Origin of the sequence: [Leptolyngbya] sp. PCC 7376 (genome assembly GCF_000316605.1) — a bacterium.
In the GTDB taxonomy this organism is placed as follows: domain Bacteria; phylum Cyanobacteriota; class Cyanobacteriia; order Cyanobacteriales; family MRBY01; genus MRBY01.
This window is the reverse complement of the sequence record NC_019683.1, coordinates 4805845-4828478: the sequence shown is the minus strand read 5'-3', so window position 1 is coordinate 4828478 and position 22634 is coordinate 4805845. Positions and strand designations below refer to the sequence as shown.

Annotated in this window: 14 protein-coding genes and 1 pseudogene; 3 read left to right on the top strand and 12 right to left on the bottom strand. The window is 44.1% G+C overall.

Going from position 1 to position 22634, the window contains the following annotated elements:
• Nucleotides 1-98 precede the first annotated feature (98 nt).
• Together typA and LEPTO7376_RS29340 are read right to left on the bottom strand one after the other, a co-directional pair.
• Nucleotides 99-1892 carry a translational GTPase TypA gene (gene typA, locus LEPTO7376_RS21625; protein WP_015136143.1) on the bottom strand — a complete coding sequence of 598 codons (1794 nt, stop codon included), beginning with the start codon at nucleotides 1890-1892 and terminating at the stop codon, nucleotides 99-101.
• Nucleotides 1893-2281: 389 nt separating this feature from the next.
• A pseudogene (locus LEPTO7376_RS29340) lies at nucleotides 2282-3153 on the bottom strand (IS630 family transposase).
• Between the two features lie 657 nt (nucleotides 3154-3810).
• Here LEPTO7376_RS29340 and LEPTO7376_RS24050 point away from each other — a divergent pair.
• Complete coding sequence (locus tag LEPTO7376_RS24050; RefSeq protein ID WP_051188841.1) at nucleotides 3811-4143, top strand: hypothetical protein; 333 nt, start codon at nucleotides 3811-3813, stop codon at nucleotides 4141-4143.
• Between the two features lie 363 nt (nucleotides 4144-4506).
• On the opposite strand, the gene LEPTO7376_RS21605 is transcribed toward LEPTO7376_RS24050, so the two are convergent.
• From LEPTO7376_RS21605 to LEPTO7376_RS21590, 4 genes are all read right to left on the bottom strand, one after another.
• Complete coding sequence (locus tag LEPTO7376_RS21605) at nucleotides 4507-5490, bottom strand: IS630 family transposase (RefSeq protein ID WP_015132345.1); 984 nt, start codon at nucleotides 5488-5490, stop codon at nucleotides 4507-4509.
• 156 nt (nucleotides 5491-5646) lie between these two features.
• Nucleotides 5647-7524, bottom strand: coding sequence for a hypothetical protein (locus tag LEPTO7376_RS21600; protein ID WP_015136142.1), 1878 nt, complete (start codon nucleotides 7522-7524; stop codon nucleotides 5647-5649).
• A gap of 142 nt (nucleotides 7525-7666) precedes the next feature.
• Nucleotides 7667-9556 carry a hypothetical protein gene (locus LEPTO7376_RS21595; protein WP_160148547.1) on the bottom strand — a complete coding sequence of 630 codons (1890 nt, stop codon included), beginning with the start codon at nucleotides 9554-9556 and terminating at the stop codon, nucleotides 7667-7669.
• 86 nt (nucleotides 9557-9642) lie between these two features.
• The gene (locus LEPTO7376_RS21590; protein ID WP_015136140.1) at nucleotides 9643-15069 is read right to left on the bottom strand and encodes a TIR domain-containing protein; all 5427 of its coding nucleotides are present in this window, start codon (nucleotides 15067-15069) and stop codon (nucleotides 9643-9645) included.
• 275 nt (nucleotides 15070-15344) lie between these two features.
• Here LEPTO7376_RS21590 and LEPTO7376_RS21585 point away from each other — a divergent pair, with 275 nt between their 5' ends.
• The gene (locus LEPTO7376_RS21585) at nucleotides 15345-15842 is read left to right on the top strand and encodes a PH domain-containing protein (RefSeq protein ID WP_015136139.1); all 498 of its coding nucleotides are present in this window, start codon (nucleotides 15345-15347) and stop codon (nucleotides 15840-15842) included.
• Between the two features lie 4 nt (nucleotides 15843-15846).
• Here LEPTO7376_RS21585 and LEPTO7376_RS21580 read toward each other — a convergent pair whose 3' ends face one another.
• From LEPTO7376_RS21580 to LEPTO7376_RS21555, 6 genes are all read right to left on the bottom strand, one after another.
• Nucleotides 15847-17112: an FAD-binding oxidoreductase gene (locus tag LEPTO7376_RS21580; RefSeq protein WP_015136138.1), complete on the bottom strand. Its 1266-nt coding sequence runs from the start codon at nucleotides 17110-17112 to the stop codon at nucleotides 15847-15849.
• A gap of 18 nt (nucleotides 17113-17130) precedes the next feature.
• A complete protein-coding gene (locus tag LEPTO7376_RS21575) occupies nucleotides 17131-17310 on the bottom strand; it encodes a hypothetical protein (protein ID WP_015136137.1) in 180 nt (59 codons plus the stop codon).
• Between the two features lie 114 nt (nucleotides 17311-17424).
• On the bottom strand, nucleotides 17425-18237 hold the full coding sequence (locus LEPTO7376_RS24045; RefSeq protein ID WP_015136136.1) for an ankyrin repeat domain-containing protein: 813 nt from the start codon (nucleotides 18235-18237) through the stop codon (nucleotides 17425-17427).
• A 123-nt stretch (nucleotides 18238-18360) separates the two neighbouring features.
• Nucleotides 18361-19218, bottom strand: coding sequence for a methyltransferase domain-containing protein (locus LEPTO7376_RS21565; protein ID WP_015136135.1), 858 nt, complete (start codon nucleotides 19216-19218; stop codon nucleotides 18361-18363).
• A gap of 45 nt (nucleotides 19219-19263) precedes the next feature.
• Nucleotides 19264-20010 carry a DUF2232 domain-containing protein gene (locus tag LEPTO7376_RS21560; protein ID WP_015136134.1) on the bottom strand — a complete coding sequence of 249 codons (747 nt, stop codon included), beginning with the start codon at nucleotides 20008-20010 and terminating at the stop codon, nucleotides 19264-19266.
• A gap of 9 nt (nucleotides 20011-20019) precedes the next feature.
• Nucleotides 20020-20730, bottom strand: a complete 711-nt coding sequence (locus LEPTO7376_RS21555) for a Crp/Fnr family transcriptional regulator (protein WP_015136133.1) — start codon at nucleotides 20728-20730, stop codon at nucleotides 20020-20022.
• Between the two features lie 304 nt (nucleotides 20731-21034).
• Between LEPTO7376_RS21555 and LEPTO7376_RS21550 the strand changes: the two genes are divergently transcribed.
• Nucleotides 21035-22618, top strand: a complete 1584-nt coding sequence (locus tag LEPTO7376_RS21550; protein WP_015136132.1) for a hypothetical protein — start codon at nucleotides 21035-21037, stop codon at nucleotides 22616-22618.
• The last annotated feature ends 16 nt before the right edge of the window (nucleotides 22619-22634 follow it).

The window sequence follows — 22634 nt, the reverse complement described above, 5'->3', positions numbered from 1 at the left end:
AATAGGCAACAAAAAAGTAGAGGCTTATTAAAGCAACCTCTACTTCAATTTTTTATTTAGATCTTTATGAATCTAACGAATGCGATTTGCGCTGGGATTTAGCGCTTAGCCATTTTTTTTGTTTCAAGCTTACGGAGACGAATCGACTCAGGCGTAATCTCAACAAGTTCACCAGGCCCAATGTACTCAAGAGCACGCTCAAGGTTCATTTCCATGGGTGATTGTAGTTGCACAAGTTCGTCACCACTAGCTGCACGGTGGTTTGTAAGTTGCTTTGCCTTACAAACATTTAGCGCGAGATCCTGAGGACGGTTGTGCTCACCGACAATCATGCCCTTATAAACTTTGGTACCTGGAGTAATGAAGAATTGACCACGGTCTTCAGCATTCTTGAGGGCGTAGAAGGTTGCAGTTCCTTCCTCAAAGGCAGTAATGATACCGTTGTAGCGCATTTCCAATTCGCCACAGATAGGACGATACTCAAGGAAGCTGTGGTTCATGATGCCAGCACCGCGAGTGATGCGGATAAAGTCACCACGGAAACCGATCAGACCACGGGCAGGAACAACAAATTCGAGTTGGGAGCGACCGCCAGCACCAGCTTGCATGTCTTGCATTTCGCCTTTACGCTGTCCGAGGCGCTCGATACAGCTACCAACAGATTCTTCTGGAACGTCAAGAACGAGGTACTCATAAGGCTCGCAAGGCTTCCCATTGACTTCGCGGTAAATCACTTTAGGCTGTGCCACTTGGAATTCATAGCCTTCGCGACGCATGGTCTCGATCAAAATACCGAGGTGCAGCTCACCACGACCCGCTACTTCAAAACTGTCGGAAGTGTCGCCATCTTCAACGCGTAATGCCACGTTAGTTTCGAGCTCTCTTTCGAGGCGATCGCGAATCTGACGAGAGGTCACAAACTTACCTTCTTGACCAGCAAAAGGAGAGTTATTTACAGAGAAAGTCATCTGCAATGTTGGCTCGTCTACCTTGATCAGAGGCAATGCCTGAGGATCATCAGGAGATGTAATTGTTTCACCGATGTTTGCATCCGCAAATCCGGCGATCGCCACAATCTGACCAGCAGAAGCTTCTTTCAGCTCAACCCGTGCTAAACCTTCAAAACCGAGAAGCTTGGCAATTTTTGCCTTTACAATACTGCCATCTTCTTTAACAAGCGCAGCCTGTTGACCCGCTTGGATAGTGCCGTTATGAATACGACCAATCACAATACGTCCGAGATAATCGGAATAGTCAAGGGTTGTGACCTGAAGTTGAATTTGCTTCTCCGGATCACCTGCTGGTGGGGGAACATGCTGAAGAATCGCATGAAACAAAGGCTCCATGTCCTTATCTTCATCCTCTAGATTTTCCTTCGCGAAACCAGAGAGACCAGAAGCATAAAGCGTTGTGAAATCACACTGGTCGTCGTCAGCACCCAGCTCTACGAAAAGGTCAAATACTTTATCAACAGCAGTTTCGGGGTGAACATTAGGGCGATCAATCTTGTTAACAACAACGATTGGACGTAGACCTTTTTCAAGTGCTTTTTTTAGTACGAAACGCGTTTGAGGCATAGGGCCTTCGTTTGCGTCGACGATCAAGATACAGCCGTCAACCATGCCGAGGACTCGCTCTACTTCACCACCAAAGTCGGCGTGGCCAGGAGTATCAACTATATTGATGTGAATGCCGTCGTACTTAACCGCAGTGTTCTTTGAAAGGATAGTGATACCGCGTTCACGTTCAAGGTCATTGGAATCCATCACGCAATCAGGAATGTCTTCGCCTTCTCGGAAAATGCCAGACTGGTGCAACAAAGCATCGACTAGTGTCGTTTTACCGTGGTCAACGTGGGCAATAATCGCAACGTTACGAATGGGAAGAGACATAAATTTTTTGGATGGTTCCTAAGACCTGTAAATTTTCTTGACGATTTCTACACAATTGTAGCCTAACTAGCATCTTTCTTAATACTGAGATTGTTTTGGCCAGTTCTAGGCTGTGCGAGAAATCAAGGTTAGCATTCGTATTCTCAGATGGCAGTGTTTTAATGTCTGTGAATCTTGAAAATTAGGTTTAAAGGGTTGGCGATCGCCTCTAGAGTCAAGATTGAAATACATAAAAAAGAGGACTCGATTATCCAGTGCCACACTAAATGCTTATTTTGATGCTGTTATGTGGTGATCGCCCGATAATTGATTTTTTTGAAATATCCTTGTCTGGATAAATATTGGATACCAGCGATCAGAAATTGCTTATATAGCAGCGAAGGAGAAGGTTAGGACATAGAACAGAAGGCTATTCTGATGGCATCGAACAAATCCTCAGTCTTCTTGATGAGCTTACTTACCTCCTTCTTTAACCTCCCCCAAAACTTCTCTATCTTGTTCAGGTGTGGTGAGTAGGGTGGCAAAAATATCACTTCACATCCTGCCTTCGCCACCAATGTTTGTATTCTTTCCTTTGGATGAACACTGGCATTATCCAGAATAATAATTTGACCCGGAATCAACTCTGGCACTAAGCAATCCTCTACCCATTGGCAAACTAAGGCGCTGTTGGCATAGCCCTCAAATACCATCGGTGCTATCTGCTCTCCCTCTCGCCATCCTCCAATCACGCTAACTCGTTCTGTACGATGACCTAACTTCTCTGCGATAAACCTCTCTGACTTATGGCAGTAGCCATACCCATAATCTAAGGTATTATCAAATCCACTTTCATCGATATATACGAGTCGTTCTTGGACATACTGCTTCAGTTGTGCCACAAATGCTTTTTCTAATTCTTTATCTCTCTCTTGATATCGATAGGTCTTTTTTTTCGAGTAAATTCAATTTTCCGTAGAGCTTCACGTCTGGATGCATCACTAATAGACTCTGGCCATTTCTCCGCCATTTCCTTCTGGGTTAGATGCCCATATTTCTCTGCAAAAGCACGAAAAGCATCTAGATCATTAATCTTCGGTTGAGGGCCTCGACGGTAATCTGTCTTCGGAGCGACTGAACCGATTTTCTCTCGTCGTTTCAGCCACAGGTCTAGCGTATTTCGGCTAATACCAAAGAAGCGACAGATATCACTTTTTCGTTCACCTTTATCGAAGGCGGCAACAGCTTTTAGGCGTAAATCAAGACTATGGGGAGCAGGCATGGCATCTATGTTTATTGCTTCTATCCTATTCTGTCTTAACCCACTCCTTGCCTGCTATAGTCTCAAAGTTTATAAGCTCAGTTGTTTTGGCTGAGAATTTTAGTGCCAAAATTAAATATCAAACTTCATGGACATGGGTGACTATGAAAGGTACTAATTCCATCTACCAAGACAACAGTGATGATTTGCGTTTTGAGCTTTATCGAGGGCGTTTGGTAAGCCACTCAATTCCCAGTGGTATTAAAAGCAAGATTTGCTAATTCTTGTTTTTTAAATTGCAGCACTATTTCTCAATTAAAGAAGATCTCGAACTTACAACCCTATTCAATGTTGGGGTTCGTACAGGTTTGGATACGTCTCGCGTTCCGGATCTGATGGTCTGCCCACAAGAGCTATGGAAAACTGTTGGCGATCACCCGGGAGCCGCAGTATTTAATTTTGGTGAAACTCCCCGCTTGGCTATTGAGATCTTAGAAAATCGCGCTGATTATCTAATGAAAAAAAACAGAGTATGCGCTGATTGAAATTCCTGAAGTGTGGATGATTGAACCAAATCAGGAGCGAGTTAGGATTTTGACACATCCAATACGTGAAGATGGTTATATTCACGTTGATTACTTCGGTACAGACTATATTCACTAAGAACAATTTTCTAGCTTGAAACTAACTGCTAACGATATTCTGAATCCACCTTCCCATGTTCAATTAATTCAGGAAGCTCAACCAACTCAGAACACAGCTCAAACCGATTCTGAGCTAGAACAAGTACTAAATAAATCACGTAACGTGATAAATGCTCTACAAAGATTATTAGAAGAAAAAAATATTGACCTTGAAACAGAACTAACCTCTGAAGACTTTGCTCGTTTTCAGAATGATATCAGAGCCATCAAATCAGAAAGCCTTGGGGATTATACAGACTGTTTCTTTGATTATAAAACAGGCGAAACAACCTCCAAACGCGATGACGGAACAGTTAGTAAGTGTTAATCTCTATAATCCTGTAATCTCAGGAACAAGAACCAAAGGCCGTTAAAGTAAGCAACGTGAGTTCGGGATAAGAACAACAGGAAAAAAGTCTTTCCCAATCTGGGTTTGAGGCTTCTTGATTCTTTATTGAGCAGCGATTATTTTATGCAATATTCTACTGATTGAGCTCAATCAATACGATATTTTCAATTAGAATGCTTTGTTGCGAATCAGTACATAGATAAAATTCCAAACAAACTCTTGATTTATAGGAGTTTCAGGCTAACTTGTCGGAATTTCATCCTAATTCCTTAACCCGAACTCACGTTAAGCAGTGTTTGATATTTCCTTTTTTCTAAAAATGTTACTGACATATAGCAATTTCTAGTCGAGTGAGGTGCAATAGCAGCAATGTGTAAACCAGCATCGAATATCATCAAGGGTAATCTTGGAAAAAGCTACCTCAATTGCCTTGTCTAGAGCTAGATAAGTTCTTGCCCCGATACTTTTCAAGGTACTTTTCAACTTTGACCAGCAATTTTCAATGGGTGAAAAATCTGGAGAATAGGGAGGAAGGTAAATCAACTTAGCTCCCACGGCCTCAATCATTGTGCGTACTGACTCTCCTAAATGAATCGAACAGTTATCCATCACCACACATGCTCCCGCCCATAAGTTTGGTATTAACTTCTGGCTGATGAATGCTTCAAAGGTTAATCCATCCGTACTCCCCAGCAGATGATAATTAGCGACCATTCCCTTGAAGCCTAATGCTCCAATCAAAGAAACATTCTTGCCTCGTTTACTGGATTTCGGACTATAAGCTCGTTTCCCTTTCTCAGAACGTGCCCTCAGTCTTGTCATGGCTAAGTTCACGCCCGATTCATCGATAAAAATCAAGTTTTTCGCTAGAGTCGCTTGCATTTTCTGCCAAAAATCATATCTGGCTTGTTGCACTCGTTTTGTCGCCTTAAGGTCTGGATAGAATGTTTTTTTGAGGCTATATCCCATTCTTCTTAAGGTGCGATGCATGGTGCTATTGGCCACACGGAGACCAGTGCGTTTCTCCATCTCATCACATAGTTCCGCTAGCGTCGCATCGTTTTTCTTGGTGAGCAACTGGCGCAATATTGTTTGATGCTCTTCGTTTAATTTGGGAGGTGTTTGTTGGCTTCGTTTTTTCGGAGCAATCGACCCTGTCAGTCGTTTTTGGTCGAGGAGCTTTTGTACAAAACTTTTCGCCACTCCAAATTGTCGGGCAAGACTACTTTGACTCACACCACCCCTTTCGTAGGCATCCACTATTTTCTGTCTTAAGTCTAATGAGTAGGCTTTCGGCAAGATGCTACTTTCTTCCTCACCAGTCAACTCACCTATACTACTTCATACACCTTGCTAGGCTGAAATTTGCTGTAAATATTGGCCTTCTAGAATTAAAAGGCCAATATTTGCTGAATGAAAACGAGCAAGGAGATAATGATTTCCTGTTCTGAAAGATGAAATAGATGGAGAGCTAGAAGAATATTAGCGACCCTTACGTCTCGTTCCTCTAGTTACACGGTTCTCTGCTGTAGAAGCGTTTTGAGTGATATTTTGAAGCTTGTTAGTTTCAAAGCTCAAATAAGAAACTTTTGTGTTTTTTAAATCAGTTTGACTGACGAGATAAAAAGTTAAATTTTCACTGTCTTTTTCCCAGCTACCATAGTCAAAAATAAGGGCTTGATCTGCTGGAACTGTAATTTCAGCATAGATTTCTTCTTCGGAAGATTTGCTGTTGTTATCGTTAAGGCTGGTACGGGCTAAATCAATAATGTAGATATCTTCCTTGCCATTATCATCAGCTAAATAGATAAACTGTTCGGAAGAATCTACACGCATCAAGATACTATTATTCGGATTTAGTTCAATAGGTTCAACCAAAATGTCATAGCTTGTATTCGCTTCATCTAAGGCACTAAACATCGCTGGTGAGTCCCCACTTGTACTTGCTTGAAGTGTAAATTCTACTTGGTTAGTCGGTATGCTGTTTGTATTATTATTTTGACGGCTGTTTACAAAAATCTCTGCCTTTTCCCCAGTATCTAAATCGAGTTCTTCTGCACCAATAGAGATATTTGCTCCGGTTACAACCAGATCGCTACTGGATAAAAAATCTGTGTCGTTGTAGTAGCTTTCGCCTTCGAAGAATTCATCGATATTAGTTGCTGTTTTGCCAATTAAGCTGATCTGATATGAACCGTTAGCATTTAGAACATACAAAGGTGGCACATCGAGATCTAGTCCGCCTTTGAAGGGAATTGTATTGCTGTTATCGACAGGACGGTTTGTTGCTAGATTCTTCACTGTCATATTTGCAGAGCCGAGTAGATCAATTTCAAAAGCACCAATGCCGCTACGGCAGAATGCGCAGTCATGAAACCCACTGGCTGGATCTCGTTTAGAAAGTAGAGAAATGTCTAGGTTTTTTGTATTTTTATCACCACGATAGGCTGTTTTTAATCCTGGCGGTGCGTAACTCCACTGATTGCCATTGAACTCGATAAAGGTTGAGTTAGGGTCGGTTTGTTTTTTGCTGATGTCGTTACCGTAAGTGTAGTTACTGTCATAGACGAAAAGCTTGGCTATGCCGTCTCCTGTCTGTTCAATTTTGTAGGGTAGGAGGGTGTGCCCTTGAGAGAGTTTGTTGTCTGTATCAACTTTGTAGATCCCAATCGTGTAGAGAGGATCGCTCACTACATTGAAGGTGCTTTTGGTTGTGAAACTATTTTTGATTGCTGTCAAAAGTTGAGATGGAGTTTGGCTGGTGCGATTTGTGTTCGCATTTTTATAAACAGCCTTTAGGGATTGCATCGAAAAGAGTAAGGAGGTGTAAGTATGCAGGCTGGGATTAGTGAGTGCGATATCCTTAGCTCGGGATGTACCCTCTTTTCCATCGGTGAAAAGACCTGCCATTGGAATAATTACTGTATTTGGTCGATCCCAATTACTGGCGTCATTACGTCCCAGCCATAGAAATAGGCTGGAGAGGGCAATGCCTTCACAAACCCCATTTTTCATGCTGCCAATATTTTGGGAAAGCCATCGTTTGGCTGCAGCGGTGAGGACACAATTATCTGTACTGTTTTCTCTGATTGAGCCTGCTAAACAGACTTCAGGGCCAAACATGAAAATCATTGCTTCGGTATTAATCGCATTCTGAGCTGCTCTATCGGTTTTGTAAGTTTCTTTTATTTGTTGGGTCAGGGCCACATTCGTAAAAGAAAAGCCGTCGGTTACTGGGTTAAAGTTACCGAGGCTTTCAGATATTGCATTTTCGGATGTTTGGGCGATCGCCGCAGGTAGAGCGAAAATAAATGGCGTAATTGATAGAGCAGCAATGGTAGAACGCAAAAATAATTTCATAGGAATAAACGAAAAAAGAAAAAAATAGATCACCCGGAAAATGAACTGGGAAGTAAGACCCAAACTGGTTACGGGCTTTGGGCAAAAAGTAGAGGATTTTTTTGATGACGACCCAGTTCTTATTAGTGGTTAGTTCTGCGCCTTATCTCCCTTTCTTTCTTGTCCCTCTATGGGGACGCTGTTCATAATTAGGCTCAATGTCTTTTTCAAGTTCTGTTCTCCAATAATCACTTAAACGAACGTAGTTCAATGCATTCATATTAGGATCGTATTTATTCTCAGGAAAATACTTTAGTAAGTCAACGACGTCGATATTGATGTCGTGAGCTGTTACATCTTGAGCGAGTTTGTCCCAAGGCTGATTAACTAAACTAAATGAACTGAATTCTGTTACCTTGCGTTGTAAATTTTCGACGGCTAGTTGTGTTTTTGTGCCATCAGAGTTGATACGTGTAATTTCAATGTTGAAGAAAACATCAGCCTCATCCTCATACTCATTTTGACCCCCAAAATCTACTCGCATAGTACCTTTGTCAACTCTAAAATATTGATTACTCGATTTTTTCTTACTTTCCTCGTTACTCCAGTCGATATTTTCGCCGACAAAAGTGACTTGGTAGCTTACTTGATTAGTCTCGTCATCAACTGTGAATGAAACATCTTCATAATTTAAATTCTTAAATTTGAGAACTTTAGGGTTTGGATTATAAATGAGCTGCCGTCGGTGGGCATAGTCTAAGCTCGCCAAGAAAGGGACTACTTTTGATTTATTAAGCTGTGCTGTGATGCCGGGCTTAGTTAATGAGATATAGCCATCTAAACCACTTTCTGGCAGGCCAATGTAAGAAACTGAATAGCCTTCGAGATCTCCCGGGACAGTATAGTTACGGGCAACACTTTGCCCAAGTCCTCCTTGGGTTGCAATCATGGATGCACCAGGTAAAGTGTCAACATATTCCTTCTTGTCTGGATCAAAGCCAATTCCTTCAGTTTCTGACTCCCCATCAAATCCAAATGGAACGATAAATAATTCACCTACACCAACGAAAGAAACTTCGAGTTCGCTGTTTCCAGTTGCACAGAATGGACAGGAAGCGAAAGGTTCATCAATGTAGGGTATTGCACGTTCAGCAAGGCTGACAACTCCTAAGCTTTTGGTCTCTGCATTTCCTTCATACGCAGTATCTCCCTCTGGCTGATATCGCCATGTTTCTGCAGCAGCATCAATTTCGAGATATTGAGTTGTATTGGGATGGTTAACATCGTAAACGTGGACTCGGGCTAGGAGTTTTTCTGCGTCGATTATTTCTGCGGCAAAGGGAACAAGGGTATGGCCATCGATGAGGCGTCCGTCGGGGGCGATACGATTAATTCCAATTGTTAATAATCCTTGCCATTTGGAAGGATCTTCTGCGTAGTCCCCGATGCTATCTGCAATATTTTCAAGGAGTTCACTCGGAAGTTTTTGGCGACTAGCAGTAATACTTTCGTAAATTTCGTCAGCTGTTTGGCTAGCATAGGCTTCTAAAATTAATTCTTGTAGTCTGGAGTTACTCGGTGAGAGAGAGTTGGCTGCAATATCGGTTTGTCCACCGAGGAGATTACTCAGGTTTTGACTGCGATCGCTGAATGGGTTTTCATCTTGGTTCTCGATGAGCCAAAGTAGTTGGCTAGCGACAGCCATACCATCACAAACACCATAGTTTGCTGCTAGAAGAGCTTGGTCAGACATCCATTGGCGAGCTTGGAACGAGGTATAACATTCGCCATTTTCGTCGTACCCTTGGCAAACGGCTTTTTCTCCAAACAAAAACTTGAGGGTGTCAGCGTAGCCAGTGGCATAGTTGCGAATAATGCTTGACTTTAGATCGGCACTAGATTCTAGGCTATTTGCCATGGTTTGGTTAGAAAACTGAAAGCCGTCATCACTGGGGTCAAATCCCGGCAAGCTAACTGTTGTTTGACTCGAAGCTGGCTGGGAGATATTGAGACCTGCGGCGATCGCCATCGTGAGAACTGTTGTATTTTGCAAAAAAGACCGTTGATTAAAAAACATAGGTTTAGGTGTTGAGCTAAAAATAGTGTGAAAGAACAAAGAAGGGTAGTAGGTGCAAAAACTTAAAGGTCTGGCTCGCATAGAAGGCGATCACTATCGGAGACATCTGGGTTAAAGGTCAGATAATTTCGGGCAACACCGCATGCATGGTCTACTAAAGCATTCAGATCTAATTGCCAAATTTCCGTGGCTTTTTCCGACACTTTGGGTTGGTATGACCATAGTCGGGCTGTCGAGTCATAACTGCCAGTCACAAATTGTTTGCCATCAGAACTGAGGGCAAAACCGTAAATGATATCGTTATGGGCGGCGATTGTTTGGAGTAAACGTCCTTCTAGATCCCAAAACTTCACGGTTTGTCCCCCGACTGTAATCAGATTTTTGCCATCAGGACTGAGAGTTGCTTTATTGACTTCGGCTCCATGATTAACCGTTAAAGTCGGCGAGCCTGAAGCGCCATCTAATTGCCAAATTTGGGCAGTCTGATCGTTGCTGGCAGAAATGATTGTTTGAGCATCATTCCCAAAGGCCAAACCATTAATGGAATCAGGGTGTGCTTCCCAACTATTTAGGAGGTTACCCTCTAAATCCCAAAGGCTAATCATCTGATCCCAGCCACCAGAAATTAAAAATTCTCCATCTGGACTAAAGGCAATCGAGTTGGTCCAATCTGCCACCTCTGAGACGAATACGGATTCCCCATCAAGTGTCCACAATTGAACTGTGACACCATCTCCTGCCGTTGCTAGATATTTCCCTTCAGGGTGGAAGGCGATCGCCCGCATTTTCCCTGCATCCTCATTTTGGACGGTCTGTACAAGCTTAAAATTATCGCCAGTCCATTCCCAGATCTTCACGACACCATTTTCTTCGCCTGTCGCAAGATACCTACCATCCTGACTAAAGGCGAGATCACGCATTGCATTATTTTCCCCGTCGAGATCCGAAATTAAATTCCCTTCTAGATCCCAAATTCGCGCGCCACTATCTCCTGCGCTACCAATCCACTTTTCATCAGGGGAAAATTCTACTTCGAAAATATCGGCTGTTTGATCTTCAAAAGTTTTGACATTGGGTAAAGATGAAATGTCCCAAACCCTTGCTGTTCCGTCTAAGCTTGTTGTTTTAACTGTGGAAGAATCCTTACTAATTGCGACACCTAAAACGCCATCTTCATGGCCACGAATTGTATGAAGTAACTCACCTTCACGTGACCAAACTTTGGCGAGATTATCGTAGCTTGTCGTGACTAAAAATTCACCGTCGTCACTAAAGAAAAGATGATTAACCTCGTCAGTATGGCCTTGGAGTGTAACAACTGATTCACCATCAATTGTCCAGAGTTTTGCGGTCTGATCCCAGCTACCCGTTGCGACTAAATCTCCCTTGGGACTAAAAGCAACGGTGCTAATGCCATTTTCATGGGCTTCGACTTCATTTCGCAATTCTCCTTCTAAATCCCAAAACCGTAAAATACCATCTTCGCTAGCTGTGGCGATCGCCGATCCATCAGCATTAAAACTGACATCATAATTTTCAAGATCTATCTCTAAAGTTTGTAAGAGCTGACCTTCGACTGAATATATGTTGACGGTTCCATCAACGCTGGCAGTAGCAATTATCTGACTGTCTGGACTGAAACTGACACCATAAATCGAATTGTCATGATCTTCAAAAGTCCGCAACAGTTCTCCTGTCTCAGGATCCCAAAGCCTTGCCGTAAAATCTTCACTACCAGAGAGTAAAAACTTGCCATTAGGACTAAACTCCATTTCGTAAATTGGAGCCTCATGGTCTTCCAGGGTGCGTATAGACTCACCTTCAGCAGACCAGAGACGAATATTTCCATCGGCACCACCTGTTGCAACCATGGATTCGTCAGGACTATAGGCCACTGCGTTAATCCCTTGAGCTGAAGGGTGTCCTGTAATCCGATTTACTTCTTCAATATTGAGTAAGGCATCGCGCAAAGTCGTCGTGACGGCATCAACGGTCGATTGGTCTACCGTTTTAAGCTGGAGTTGTAGTTGTCGGCCAGCACGAATCGCCTCAATCAAACTCTGTAGATCTTGATGGTTTTCGAGGAGAGAAACCGAATAATCGCTCAAGGCGTTGATCTGTCCTTCCTGAACTCTTTCTGCCCGTTTACGTTGAAAATTCGCTTGGCGGTATTGGATAAATGCAATCACGCAAGCCACACTTACGACTCCGAGTAATGTTCGAATAATCATCGAAATGCGTTTTTCTCGGCGGATTGCAGCTTCTATGGCTTCTTTACTCGCGATTAAAAAGTCCCGCTGTAGAGTTGTCGGCTTTGGTGTTTTCTTGCCGTCATCTGCTTCTTTTAGCCAGTTTTCGGCGATCGCAAACTCATTACCTCTCAGCAATAGATCTTTACCACGTTTTTTATTGACCCAATCTAGAGCACGCTGCGACCATTTTGTGTGGCTGCGGACATGTTCACGATCTGTGTCGAGAGTACGAATTAATTCACTAAAGTTTGCGTAGAAATCACCATCATTTTTGTTGAAATCAATCCACTGCACTTTCTCAAGTTCTGGATGGAGCGATGCTGAACTGACTGACTGGTGAAGCACTGTCACAAAACGCTTACCGAGTTTCGCTGCGTGCTCTACTTCCCCAGCGCAGTAAGGCGAATTAACAGAATTTGGAGAAATCACAAACAGAAAGTTATCGCAGGTTTCAATTCCTTGGAAAATTTCTGCCTGAAAATCAGTCCCTGACGCAATATTTTCTTGATCAAACCAAGTCGTTTTCCCTTGAACTTGTAGCGCATCATTGAGTTGGCGCACAAAGTCTGAGTCTGAGCGGGAATAGGATACAAATACATCAAGAGCAACATCTTCTAGTTGGTCTAGACTCGCCTGAATAAATTCTTGGTGGAGGGGAGTTGCAGCATATTCTGATCGTTTGGCTGCAAGCTTGAGCCATGCTTCTGCTTCCCGGAGATTGTGCCCACGTAATAAAATACTGTTGTTTTTTTGTTGGGCTTGCCATTTGAGACCTCGTACCAAAATCGCTTTGTGTTCTTCAAAGTACGCTTTGTCTTGGTTGAGGATTTTCAGCAACTCATTAAGACGAGCTTGATAAGTTTCGTCTTCAATGCCATTGGTTAAATCAATGTATTGCAATGATTGAATGGCTGCTGGAAGATTAGTTTCATCGACGGCCGCAATATTTAACGGGATAATTCGTTTATTTAGCGATAGAGCGTAGTCAATTTCTTTTTGACAATATTCCGAAGCAAGAGAATTTGGAGAGAGCAAATAGACGATATTATCAGTCGTTTCAATGCCTCGGTTAATCGCGGCGTTAAAATCGACTCCAGCCTCAATATCTCTTTGACTGCTCCAGACTGTGTAACCTTCCCGCATTAAACTGCGGCGCACTTTGTCTTCAATTTCTTGATCCTCATCCGAATGGGAGAGGAACACTTGAGTCATCAAATTATTCGCATTTTTGATGCTTTCGGTGATGTATTCGCAGTGAAGATCGGTCGGAAAGCAAGGTGCTTGGGTTTCCGTGAAGCGAGTGAGGAGCCATTTTTCAGCTTCGATCCGATTCTCACCAACTAATAAATATTGAGATTGTTTTTGATGGCTCTCCCAAGACAGAGCCTTCGCCAAGATTTCGGTGTGCTGTTTGACGTAGTCTTCATGCTGACGACATAGGGTCATCAACCCTTCAAAGGAAGCCTCAAAATCGTCCTGTTCGCGGCAATAAACCCAATTAATCTTGCCGATCTCTGGGTTCATGTTGTTGAAGCTGGAATGTGCGCCTTGTTTCTGTGCTTCTTCCCAATCTGATTCTTCAGTTTTGTAAGGGTTGCGCTGTTGCCATGTTTCTTTGCTAATTTCCTCGACATGCAAGATGGGGATAATGCGTTTGTTGAGGTCAAGTGCGAGATCGACTTCTTTGCCACAGTAGGGAGAATTGACAGAGTGGGGCGCAATGATGAAAAGGAAGTTGTGGGCTTTTTCGATACCGGCATTAATCTGCTCCTGAAAGTCAACGCCTAGAGGAATATCGTTTTGATCGAACCAAACATTAAAGCCCTGTTCTACTAGCCGATCATGGAGAATGGTCGCAAAGTCTTTACTGTCAGCGCGTCCGTAGGAAATGAAGACATCAAAAAATTGGTTCATCTCCTGGCTAGCTTTGATGTAGATTTGCTGGAGATCCGTGGCGCGGGAACTCTGCTCTGTCTTACTGAGGGCAAGCCATTGTTCCGCGAGGGTAAAGTCCTGCCCCTGTAGGAGCAATGATTTGGGTCGTTTTTGGCGATCCCAGCTTAGAGCTTTTACTAAAATTTGGCGGTGTTGTTCGTAAAAGCTGGATTCTTCTTTAATTGCTTTTAAGACTTGGGCAATCGCCAACTGTTTGCTGGCAGCCTCATCACTAGTGCAATCAATCCACGAAAATTTTTGTTGATTAGCTGGGAGTGTATCAGACCCTATGGACTCTAGCCTGATGGGAATAATCCGTTTTTTGAGGGTTTGGGCATACTGTAGCTGTGACTGACAGTCCGATGATTCAAGAGATTGGGATGACATCAAATAAATAAAACTATCTGCCCCTTCGATGCCTCGCAATATTTCTGCTTGCACATCTTGCCCTGACTGAATATCCGCTTCCGGAGTCCAAACGCTATAACCTGCCCGCCGCATTTGCTGCCGCAGAGATTGCATCGTTTCAGTATCCGAATTCGCATGGGCAAAAAAGAGCTGCGACATGCCATTCGGTAATCGTTTCAAGCTCTCCGTAATGAATTCGCAGTGGAGATCCGTTGGCACACAAGGGGGCTGTTCTCCGTGAAATTTAGTTTGGAGCCAATGTTGTGCCCGGAGAGTTTGTTCCTCATCCAGCAATAGTTGCGATTGTTTTTGCCCCCGCTCCCATTTCAGGGCACCATCAAGAAATTCGGTGTGCTGGCGGACATAGTTACTCTGTCGTTCGAAGATATCGACGAGTGCCTGAAAAGACTGCTCGTAGTCGTTAACGCCTTCTTTAAAACTGACTTGGTTCCAATTAATCTTGCCCAGCTCAGGATGTAGATTCGTAAAACAAGAATGGAGTCCCTCTGTTTTGTAAGCTTCCCACTGTTCGTCGGTGCCATTAGGATTTCGTCCCTGCCAAGTTTCTCGCGAAATTTCTTCCACATGCATGATCGGCACAAGGCGTTTATTCAGGGCGATCGCCAACTCAACTTCTTTGCGACAGTAGGGAGAATTTGTGGCGTGGGGCGCGATTACAAAAATGAAATTGTCAGCATTTTCGATGCCCGCATCAATTTGCTTCTGGTAATCGACACCCTGAGGAATATTTTCAAAATCAAACCAAATGTCATAGCCTTGGTCGACAAGTTTGTCGTTGAGCCATTTTGCAAAGTCTAGGCTGTCCGCTCGTCCATAGGATATAAAAGCATTTTTGAAAGATTTACTAGCCGAAGGAGAGACTGTGTTGGACATTGGGAAAAAAATCCAAAGGATGACACTTACTTCACAGAATTATAGATTCTGAATTCTAGAGTAAATGCAAAGTTTTGATATGAATTTCCTGAAATTTCTTGAAGAATTAATAGTCTTAAAAAAGTACTGAGTATATATTCTGCTTCACCACTCAAATAGCTATATTCTTAGGCTTAGACTTTTTATTGACAGTTATTATTTTATTAAATTGGGCAAAATTTTAGAGCCTATTTACTAAAGCTTAGCTACCGTGAAAGTAGCATTTGGAAAAAGCAATGACAAAGGCATTATTTTTTAAAGCTCCGTGGTGTCAGGCCCTGACTTATATAACTGCAGGAACAGGGGTTTTGCTGGTGGCAGCAGTCATTGTTTTACTCGTGGTGGCGCAGCTGAACCCGAATCCTTTTTTCTATTTTACGGCTGCTCTCTTGATTGTAGTGATTGTGCTGTCAGCGGCATTTATGGTGCGAGGCTATGAGATAGCAGGCGATCGCCTCGTCATTCAGCGATTGGGTTGGCAGACTGAAATTGCTCTTAATGATTTAACCAGTGCGACCTATGATCCAGAAGCCATGGATAAGTCATTACGACTGTTTGGGAATGGTGGTTTCTTTGCATTTGTCGGCAAGTTCCGGAATAAAAAATTGGGGAACTATGATGCTTATGCCACTGCGCCACGTCTATCGGTTGTGCTAGAAATTGGCGACAAAAAAACGGTTGTCATTACTCCTGAAAAGCCAGAGCAGTTTGTTGAAAATTTGCCTGTAACCTAAAGCTCTAAATCCCGCCGACAAAACGCCCAGGACTGAAAAGTTGTTGTGGATCAAATTGCGCTTTGATTTTTTTCATAAGAGGTAGAGCATTGCCGCCATAACCCCAAGGATCAAATTGTATTTTTGTACTGTAGGGGGCATCGAGCATCGTTAAAAAGCCTTGATGTTGTTCACAATAACGACGTAGATCCTGGAATTGTCGCAGAAATTTTTCGTGAGGAAATGCGACTAATCCTAAGCCGCTTTTGCAATGGATGCTGGCGATCGCCTGGCCATCAGTTAAACGTTCAACAGTCGCTAAAAAATTACAGGCTTGATGCGGTAAAAGACCTATTTTGCAAGACACCGGATAACTATAAATCTGTTCAGTCAAGGTGTCCCAAAGTGTTTCGGGGTGATGTTCTATGCCAAGTCCACAATCGTTGGCGATCGCCCCAAGCTCTGCAATTTGTGCGTCAACACTTTCTGGAATAGCTGCAAATCGGACGAGCATCCCGAAATTCTCTGTGAGATCCAGTTTTTGCATCAGTGCCGGGGCCAAAAGATCGGCGCGACTTGGAGTCAACACAGAATTTAAAAGTCGGCGTTGGGCTGTGTCGATTTGAGTTTGGTTGCCCGTCAGTAAGACCGTTTTAATGAGTTGCTGTTGCGGGTAAAGGCGAAACGTGAGTTCGGTGGCGATCGCCAAACTGCCGTATGAACCTGTAAAAAGTTTCATGAGGTCATAGCCCGCCACATTTTTGACGACTTTGCCTCCTGCTTTGGCTAGTTGACCATCGGCACGAACTACCGTGATGCCGAGCAATAAATCTTTGACACCGCCATACCGTTGTCGCCAACTACCTGCATTCGCGGTGGCGACAATGCCACCCATTGTTGCCTCGTCGGGGAAAGCTGGATCAAAGGGTAAGAACTGATTGTGTTGGCGGAGATGAGTTTGTAAGGTTTTGAGAGTGACCCCAGCCTCTACGGTAATCGTCAAATCATCGACGGCATGATCCACAATGCGATTGAGTTTTTGAGTGCTGACCAGCCAGTCAATCTGTTTTGCGACGCCGCCCCACGCTAATTTTGTACCGTTGCCGCAGGGGATGAGACGTTTCTGTTTCTGCTGGGCATCCTGGATTATGCGACACAGAGCCCCTTGGTTATGGGGTACCAGTAGAGCTTCTGGCTCCAGACGAGAAACCCGCTGAAACGTTTCGTGCCAGCGGGGATGACAATCTTGCCATTGTTTAATATCGATGTCGGGAGCTGCGGTCAAGGTCATAGTTACGTGTTTACGCGCTTATGCTTCGGTGTCAGCAGTGACGGCGATCGCCTCGACAGTGGCTTTATCGTCTTTTACGTCGGTAATAGCCCAACGAAGTGTTTCGCCGCGTTTTTCGAGTTCTTTTTCGATTTCTTTTTGGAGTTCTGCCGGGTTTTCCTGAAGATCAATCTCAGCAGTGATGAAGTGAGTCGTCATGGGCGATCGCCTCTCTAAACTTTGAATTGCTACATCATACCAAGGCTTGGGTTGCCTCCGCTCACCCCGTTTTATCTCTTAAATTCTGTCTCGAACTTGGGCTAGATCTGGCAATTATAGCGATTCCAAAAAGCTCACAATAGTGTCATAGTTTTTAGATTTCGCAATGTCCAGGGGCGTTTCGTCAAATTCGGATTTAAGGTCTATCTTTGCGCCAGCTTCTACTAAAGTTTCGGCGATCGCCAGAATTTCGGCCTCATCAGTATTCTCAATATTGCCTTCCCGATAACTCAGTAAATGGTGCAGAGCGGTTCGTTCATAATCATCTTGGACATTTACATCCACCCCTTGCCCAATCAAAAAATCAGTCGCCGTTGACGGAAAATACAGTACAGCACTTTGTAAAAGCGTCGTATTAAATTCACCGCGTCGATGTTCTAAATCTGCACCTTTGGCCACCATCGCTTTGGTCAACTCAAAATCCTCATATTTGAGCGACCAGTAAATCAAATCATTCAGCACTTCCGCTGGATAATCACGCTGTTCCAAAAGCTCCATCGCTTTTTCTTCATCGCTACTCTGGACGGCTAATTCTAATGGTAAATGCGGCGCAAAATTTGCGAGGCTAATCACACTTGCGGCGATCGCCACCACAACTCCTGCAAACACTGGCCAACGATATTTTTTGAGAAATGCCCCTGTGCGTTTGAGATCTGCAATGGCGTAAAAGAATCCACTGAGTAAAAGTAGGGCGATCGCCAATGCGATAACCGTGGTGAAATCGTCAGGGAGAGCCATTGTCGGTACCGTTGACCTCACACTAATGGCTAAATTCCAACCAAAAAGCGCATTTAGGCCACCTGTAATCACGACGAGGATAGCCATAAATAGGAGCGAAATACTGATTAGATCCAGAAAAACTTGCATGGGCGACGCGACGAATTCAACTCAGACAACCATCAGTATTGCGCCTACTGAGACGAATTCTGACGCCAGATCAAAATTTGAAACGCGGCTAATTTTTCCATGCTCAGCTCTTATTGGCTGGGATTATTTGAAAGGCTTGGTCGCTTGCAATAGGCCGTATCGAATTAAGCCACGTCGAAATCCACTCTTCATCAGATCAAGCGCCAAGGCTCCCTGGACTGTTTTCCAGCCTGCCTTGAGCACTCCAAAAATAGCATCGGGTTTTACCGCAGAGTCAATTACTTGATCCCAAAATGGTGCAACCGCCGTTGACCAATCCGCCGTAACAATATTTTCTAAACCGCACTCTGTGGCGATCGCCGCATAATCTGGCAGCGAAATCACGTAAGGCAGACAATACACCCGATAGAGATCTTCGAGCTGTTTTTGTTCTTGAGGAGTGAGACTGCCCGCCACAGAATCAGTCGGACGATGACACCAAGTCGCCATAAGCAATTTGCCACCCGGCTTCAGGACGCGAGTACATTCCTGCAAAAACTGGCGCTTATTGGGCATATGTTCCCCACTTTCGAGCGTCCAAACCAAATCAAATTCCCCGTCCCGAAACGGCATATTGAGGGCATCTGCCACTTTAAATTCTGCTTGAGTTTGTAGATTCTGCTCCGTTGCCCTTTCTGTTGCACGATTGGCTTGCACTGGCGAGAGCGTAATCCCAACTCCTTTTGCGCCAAATTTATCTGCTAGATACAGAGTGCTACCGCCGATACCGCAGCCAACATCGACAAAATTTTCGACTGCTTTGACATTGCCCCAAGCTAAAAACTCTTCGATGAGATCAATTTGAGCTTGCCGACGGTTAACCTGAATTGTGCCGCCCTGACCGTAATAGCCGTGGTGCATATGCTCTCCCCAGATTGATTCCCAAAGCCCACTGGACTCATCATAAAATTCGCGGATCTGTTGATAAAGCTTTGAGGACATAGCCAAAACCACTCACATTTAAAAATTATTGGAGCAAATAAAAAATTATTCTTCGTACTCAATCAAAACCTGCACCCAGTAGGGAGGCCGCGGAATCGGATTTCCAAGACGATCTAGCATTACTAGCGCCACCAGATGCACCACGAAGAGATACAACACACTGTTTAAAAGCAACATGGCGATCGCCAAGAGCTGAATAAACATCAAATTTGGTTGTACTAATAACCCTAGATGTAAAAATATCCAGTCTGCCAACTCCGAAATTTGAGAGATGACGTAAACCCATAAATCCTCGCCGAGTAGAAAAGACAGTAGCCAAACCCGAAAGAAAAAGCCAATTGTGCCCAATACTGTTCCGAGGGCGATCGACCATTCCCAGCCGACCTGTTTACGCCACATCCACCCCAGCTGCACACCCATAATTCCATAGGGAATTACGTAAATAATGCTGCGGGTTGGCCCCATCAAAATCGAGAGTAGTAACCCTGATACGAGCGTTGCCATCCATGCTGCCCGTGATCCCCACCGTAAAAAGACAAGGGCGATCGGCAACGGAAAAAATAACCTCAACAGTGGCCCGATCGGAAAATAAAAATTAATCAGCCAAATTAGACTTGCTGTACTCGCCAAAAAAGCCGTTTCCACTAGCACAAGGGTACGGCGATGCTTCGATGAAGATGCCGGTGTTGGTGGCGAAATAACTTCTGTCGGGCTACCGGGAGCTAATTCATCTAAGTCAACCCAATTAATCTCTTCGGGAGTTCCTGTCGCTTCAGAAGAATACTCAGTCACAACACACCGTTAGTTGATCATGTCATCAAGGGCATTAATGTCAGGGATGCAGAGAGTATCTGCCGTGCGCTTAATGAGATTTTTCTTTTCAAGCTTGGTTAGCACTCGGGTTACTGTTTCTCGTGCAAGACCACTAAGGCTACTGAGTTCACGGTGAGGTAAGTTCGGCATTTCTAGACCTTCTTTGCCAATAGGCTTACCTTGACCATCTGCGAGGAAGAGTAATGTATCAGCCACTCGCGAAACACTATCAGCTTCTCGTAGACGTAATCTTCTGTTAACTTGGCGCAAACGTTTTGCCATCAGCTGAGCTAGGCGCACTCCAGCAATCGGCTCTCCATAAATGAGGTCAACAAAGTCCTGAGCTGGAATACTACTAATTTTTGTGGGAGTCAGGGTGATAACGTCGGTAGAACGGGGAACTTCATCTAAGGCTGCCATTTCACCAAAGACTTCGCCACGCCCCAAAATGTTGAGCGTAATTTCTTTTCCGTCGATATTATAAGTTCGAATTTTCGCCCAGCCATCGAGGATGAAATACACAGATCCACCCCAATCATTTTCAAGTAAAATTACTTGGTTTGCAGGGTGGGTACGGGTCACAACGTGACTAGCAGCCTTCTTTAGGCTCTCTGCAGGTAATCCTTGAAAAAAGAGAGCGGATGCAATGAGATCCTGAAAATCGCTGTCGAGTTCTCGATTACCGTAGCGGTCGTCCATAGTTCTGTCTGTGCAAAATCTTCTAATAAATAGGCTGTAAACAGCAGTGTCGTCAGTTCAAATTACCAGCTTTACTATAGTCTGTTCTAAATGAAACGGAAATACTTTTAACTGATGTGTTGGTAACTTGTAATCAAGTTATCTGGTTTCAGCGGCGATAATCTAACAAATTTAGCCATTTTGACACATAGATTAACAGTTTCATGATGTTTTGGTGCTCTTCTCAGGGTTAAACTTTATGATAAAAATGCCCATCTTGTTTTGGGCTAGTTGATGGTTCTGAATTTTGGACAGGTTACCCATTGTGAACTTTGCTACCGATTTACCGCCTTTAATTAGTGATTTGGAAAGGGTTTGTGATCTACCAGAGACAGATCAACTGGCTGAACTTCAGCAGAATCTAAATCATCAGCAGGAAGTGCTGCTTAAGGTTAAGGATTATTTGGTTTATCTCTACGACCAACGAGATAAGGAGGGTGGTGGTGACCTTGTCGTCAGTGGTGGTGATGCTGGGGCGATCGCCGCAGCAGTGATCCAGGAGCTACAGCTGAAGAAAACGGAATGGGTCGCTCCGATTAGCCAAGAGCTTGATCAGTTAACGGCACAAAAACAAATTTTAGAGCGAGAAATTTATCGACTTAACCAGCAATATGAAGCAGCGCTTGGAGAGTTCCCTCAGCAGTTGCTCTCACGTTTTCAAGGACTATTACAGACCCATCTGGGTAAAGCTGTTGAGTTATTTGAGCAGCGACTCCGCTATATCAGTTCGGTCACTCATCCAATGCAAGGTTTGGAGGATGCAGGTTTTGCAGCGAGTGAAGCGCAAACGGATCCCGGGCGATCGCCAACGGAACATCTCCAAGCAGTGCAAAACAATTTAGATAAGTCTGTTTCAGATTTAGATAGCACCATTCACACAGTATTTACAGCCCTTGAACAAGACATTGCAGCCTATGGCATAAGTTTGACGGGAAATTTAAGGCAGCTCAATGGCGTGCAAGCCGTGATGGATAAAGCTGATCTTTCGACCTCGACGATTCCTCGCAGTCCCGATCCAGTAGAACCAAAAGATAATATTCCAGCGGAGCCAGACTCCCCCGAGTTAGATTCTTTGATGAATTTGACGAGAGACGAAGCTGAGGATGTTGCTCCAGATTCCCAAGAACCACCAGAAACGGCATCTCTGTTTGGTGCGGATAGTTTCGATTACCAAGCAGAACAGGCAGCAGGTGAATCGAATGATTCGGACAATACTGCTCAAACTCCAGAAGAGAGAGGGTCTGAATCCTATCTGGATTTTGCGGCATCGGTAGCTGAAGAAGGTCTATTTGGTGATGGTGATGACTCGTCATCTTCAACGACAGATAATGAGGCTGGTTCAGAGGCGATCGCTGCCGAAACATTTCTCTTTGGTGATGCGGTAGCGTCTACGGATTCCCCAGAGTCGCAGGCACAGACCCCTGACTTGAAATCTGTGATTGCAACGCCACCACCAACCACTTCAGAAACAAGTGGCGAGGGCACAGAAAAGACTACAGTGAAAACGATTCAGCTACTGACAGACTTGCTCGAAGATGGTGCGCTGAATGTTCAGGAAACTGAGGCTGAGCAAGGGGAAGAGGTTGCTGATGTTGATGCTGATGCAGAGCCGACAACGACAGAAGATCTCAATCCTGATTTAGATACGGATGAAGGCTCAGTAACGCCCGTGGATGTGACTGTGCTCGACCCGGAAAAGATGAATCAGCTAGCTGAGGATTTGGTGCAATTTGAAACGACAACAGACACTTCAGAGTCTTCTGGAGAAGCCATTGAAGTCGACGTAGTGGCGAATGAAACGCCTGATAATCCTTGGGATGATAACAACGACACATCACAAGGGACTTAGACTAGGGCTAGATATA

Bases quoted from the DNA above. Each gene is read 5' to 3' on its own strand.
- typA (WP_015136143.1), bottom strand. From the start codon at position 1,892: ATGTCTCTTCCCATTCGTAACGTTGCGATTATTGCCCACGTTGACCAC.
- LEPTO7376_RS21600 (WP_015136142.1), bottom strand. From the start codon at position 7,524: ATGAAATTATTTTTGCGTTCTACCATTGCTGCTCTATCAATTACGCCA.
- LEPTO7376_RS21590 (WP_015136140.1), bottom strand. From the start codon at position 15,069: ATGTCCAACACAGTCTCTCCTTCGGCTAGTAAATCTTTCAAAAATGCT.
- LEPTO7376_RS21585 (WP_015136139.1), top strand. From the start codon at position 15,345: ATGACAAAGGCATTATTTTTTAAAGCTCCGTGGTGTCAGGCCCTGACT.
- LEPTO7376_RS21580 (WP_015136138.1), bottom strand. From the start codon at position 17,112: ATGACCTTGACCGCAGCTCCCGACATCGATATTAAACAATGGCAAGAT.
- LEPTO7376_RS21575 (WP_015136137.1), bottom strand. From the start codon at position 17,310: ATGACGACTCACTTCATCACTGCTGAGATTGATCTTCAGGAAAACCCG.
- LEPTO7376_RS24045 (WP_015136136.1), bottom strand. From the start codon at position 18,237: ATGCAAGTTTTTCTGGATCTAATCAGTATTTCGCTCCTATTTATGGCT.
- LEPTO7376_RS21565 (WP_015136135.1), bottom strand. From the start codon at position 19,218: ATGTCCTCAAAGCTTTATCAACAGATCCGCGAATTTTATGATGAGTCC.
- LEPTO7376_RS21555 (WP_015136133.1), bottom strand. From the start codon at position 20,730: ATGGACGACCGCTACGGTAATCGAGAACTCGACAGCGATTTTCAGGAT.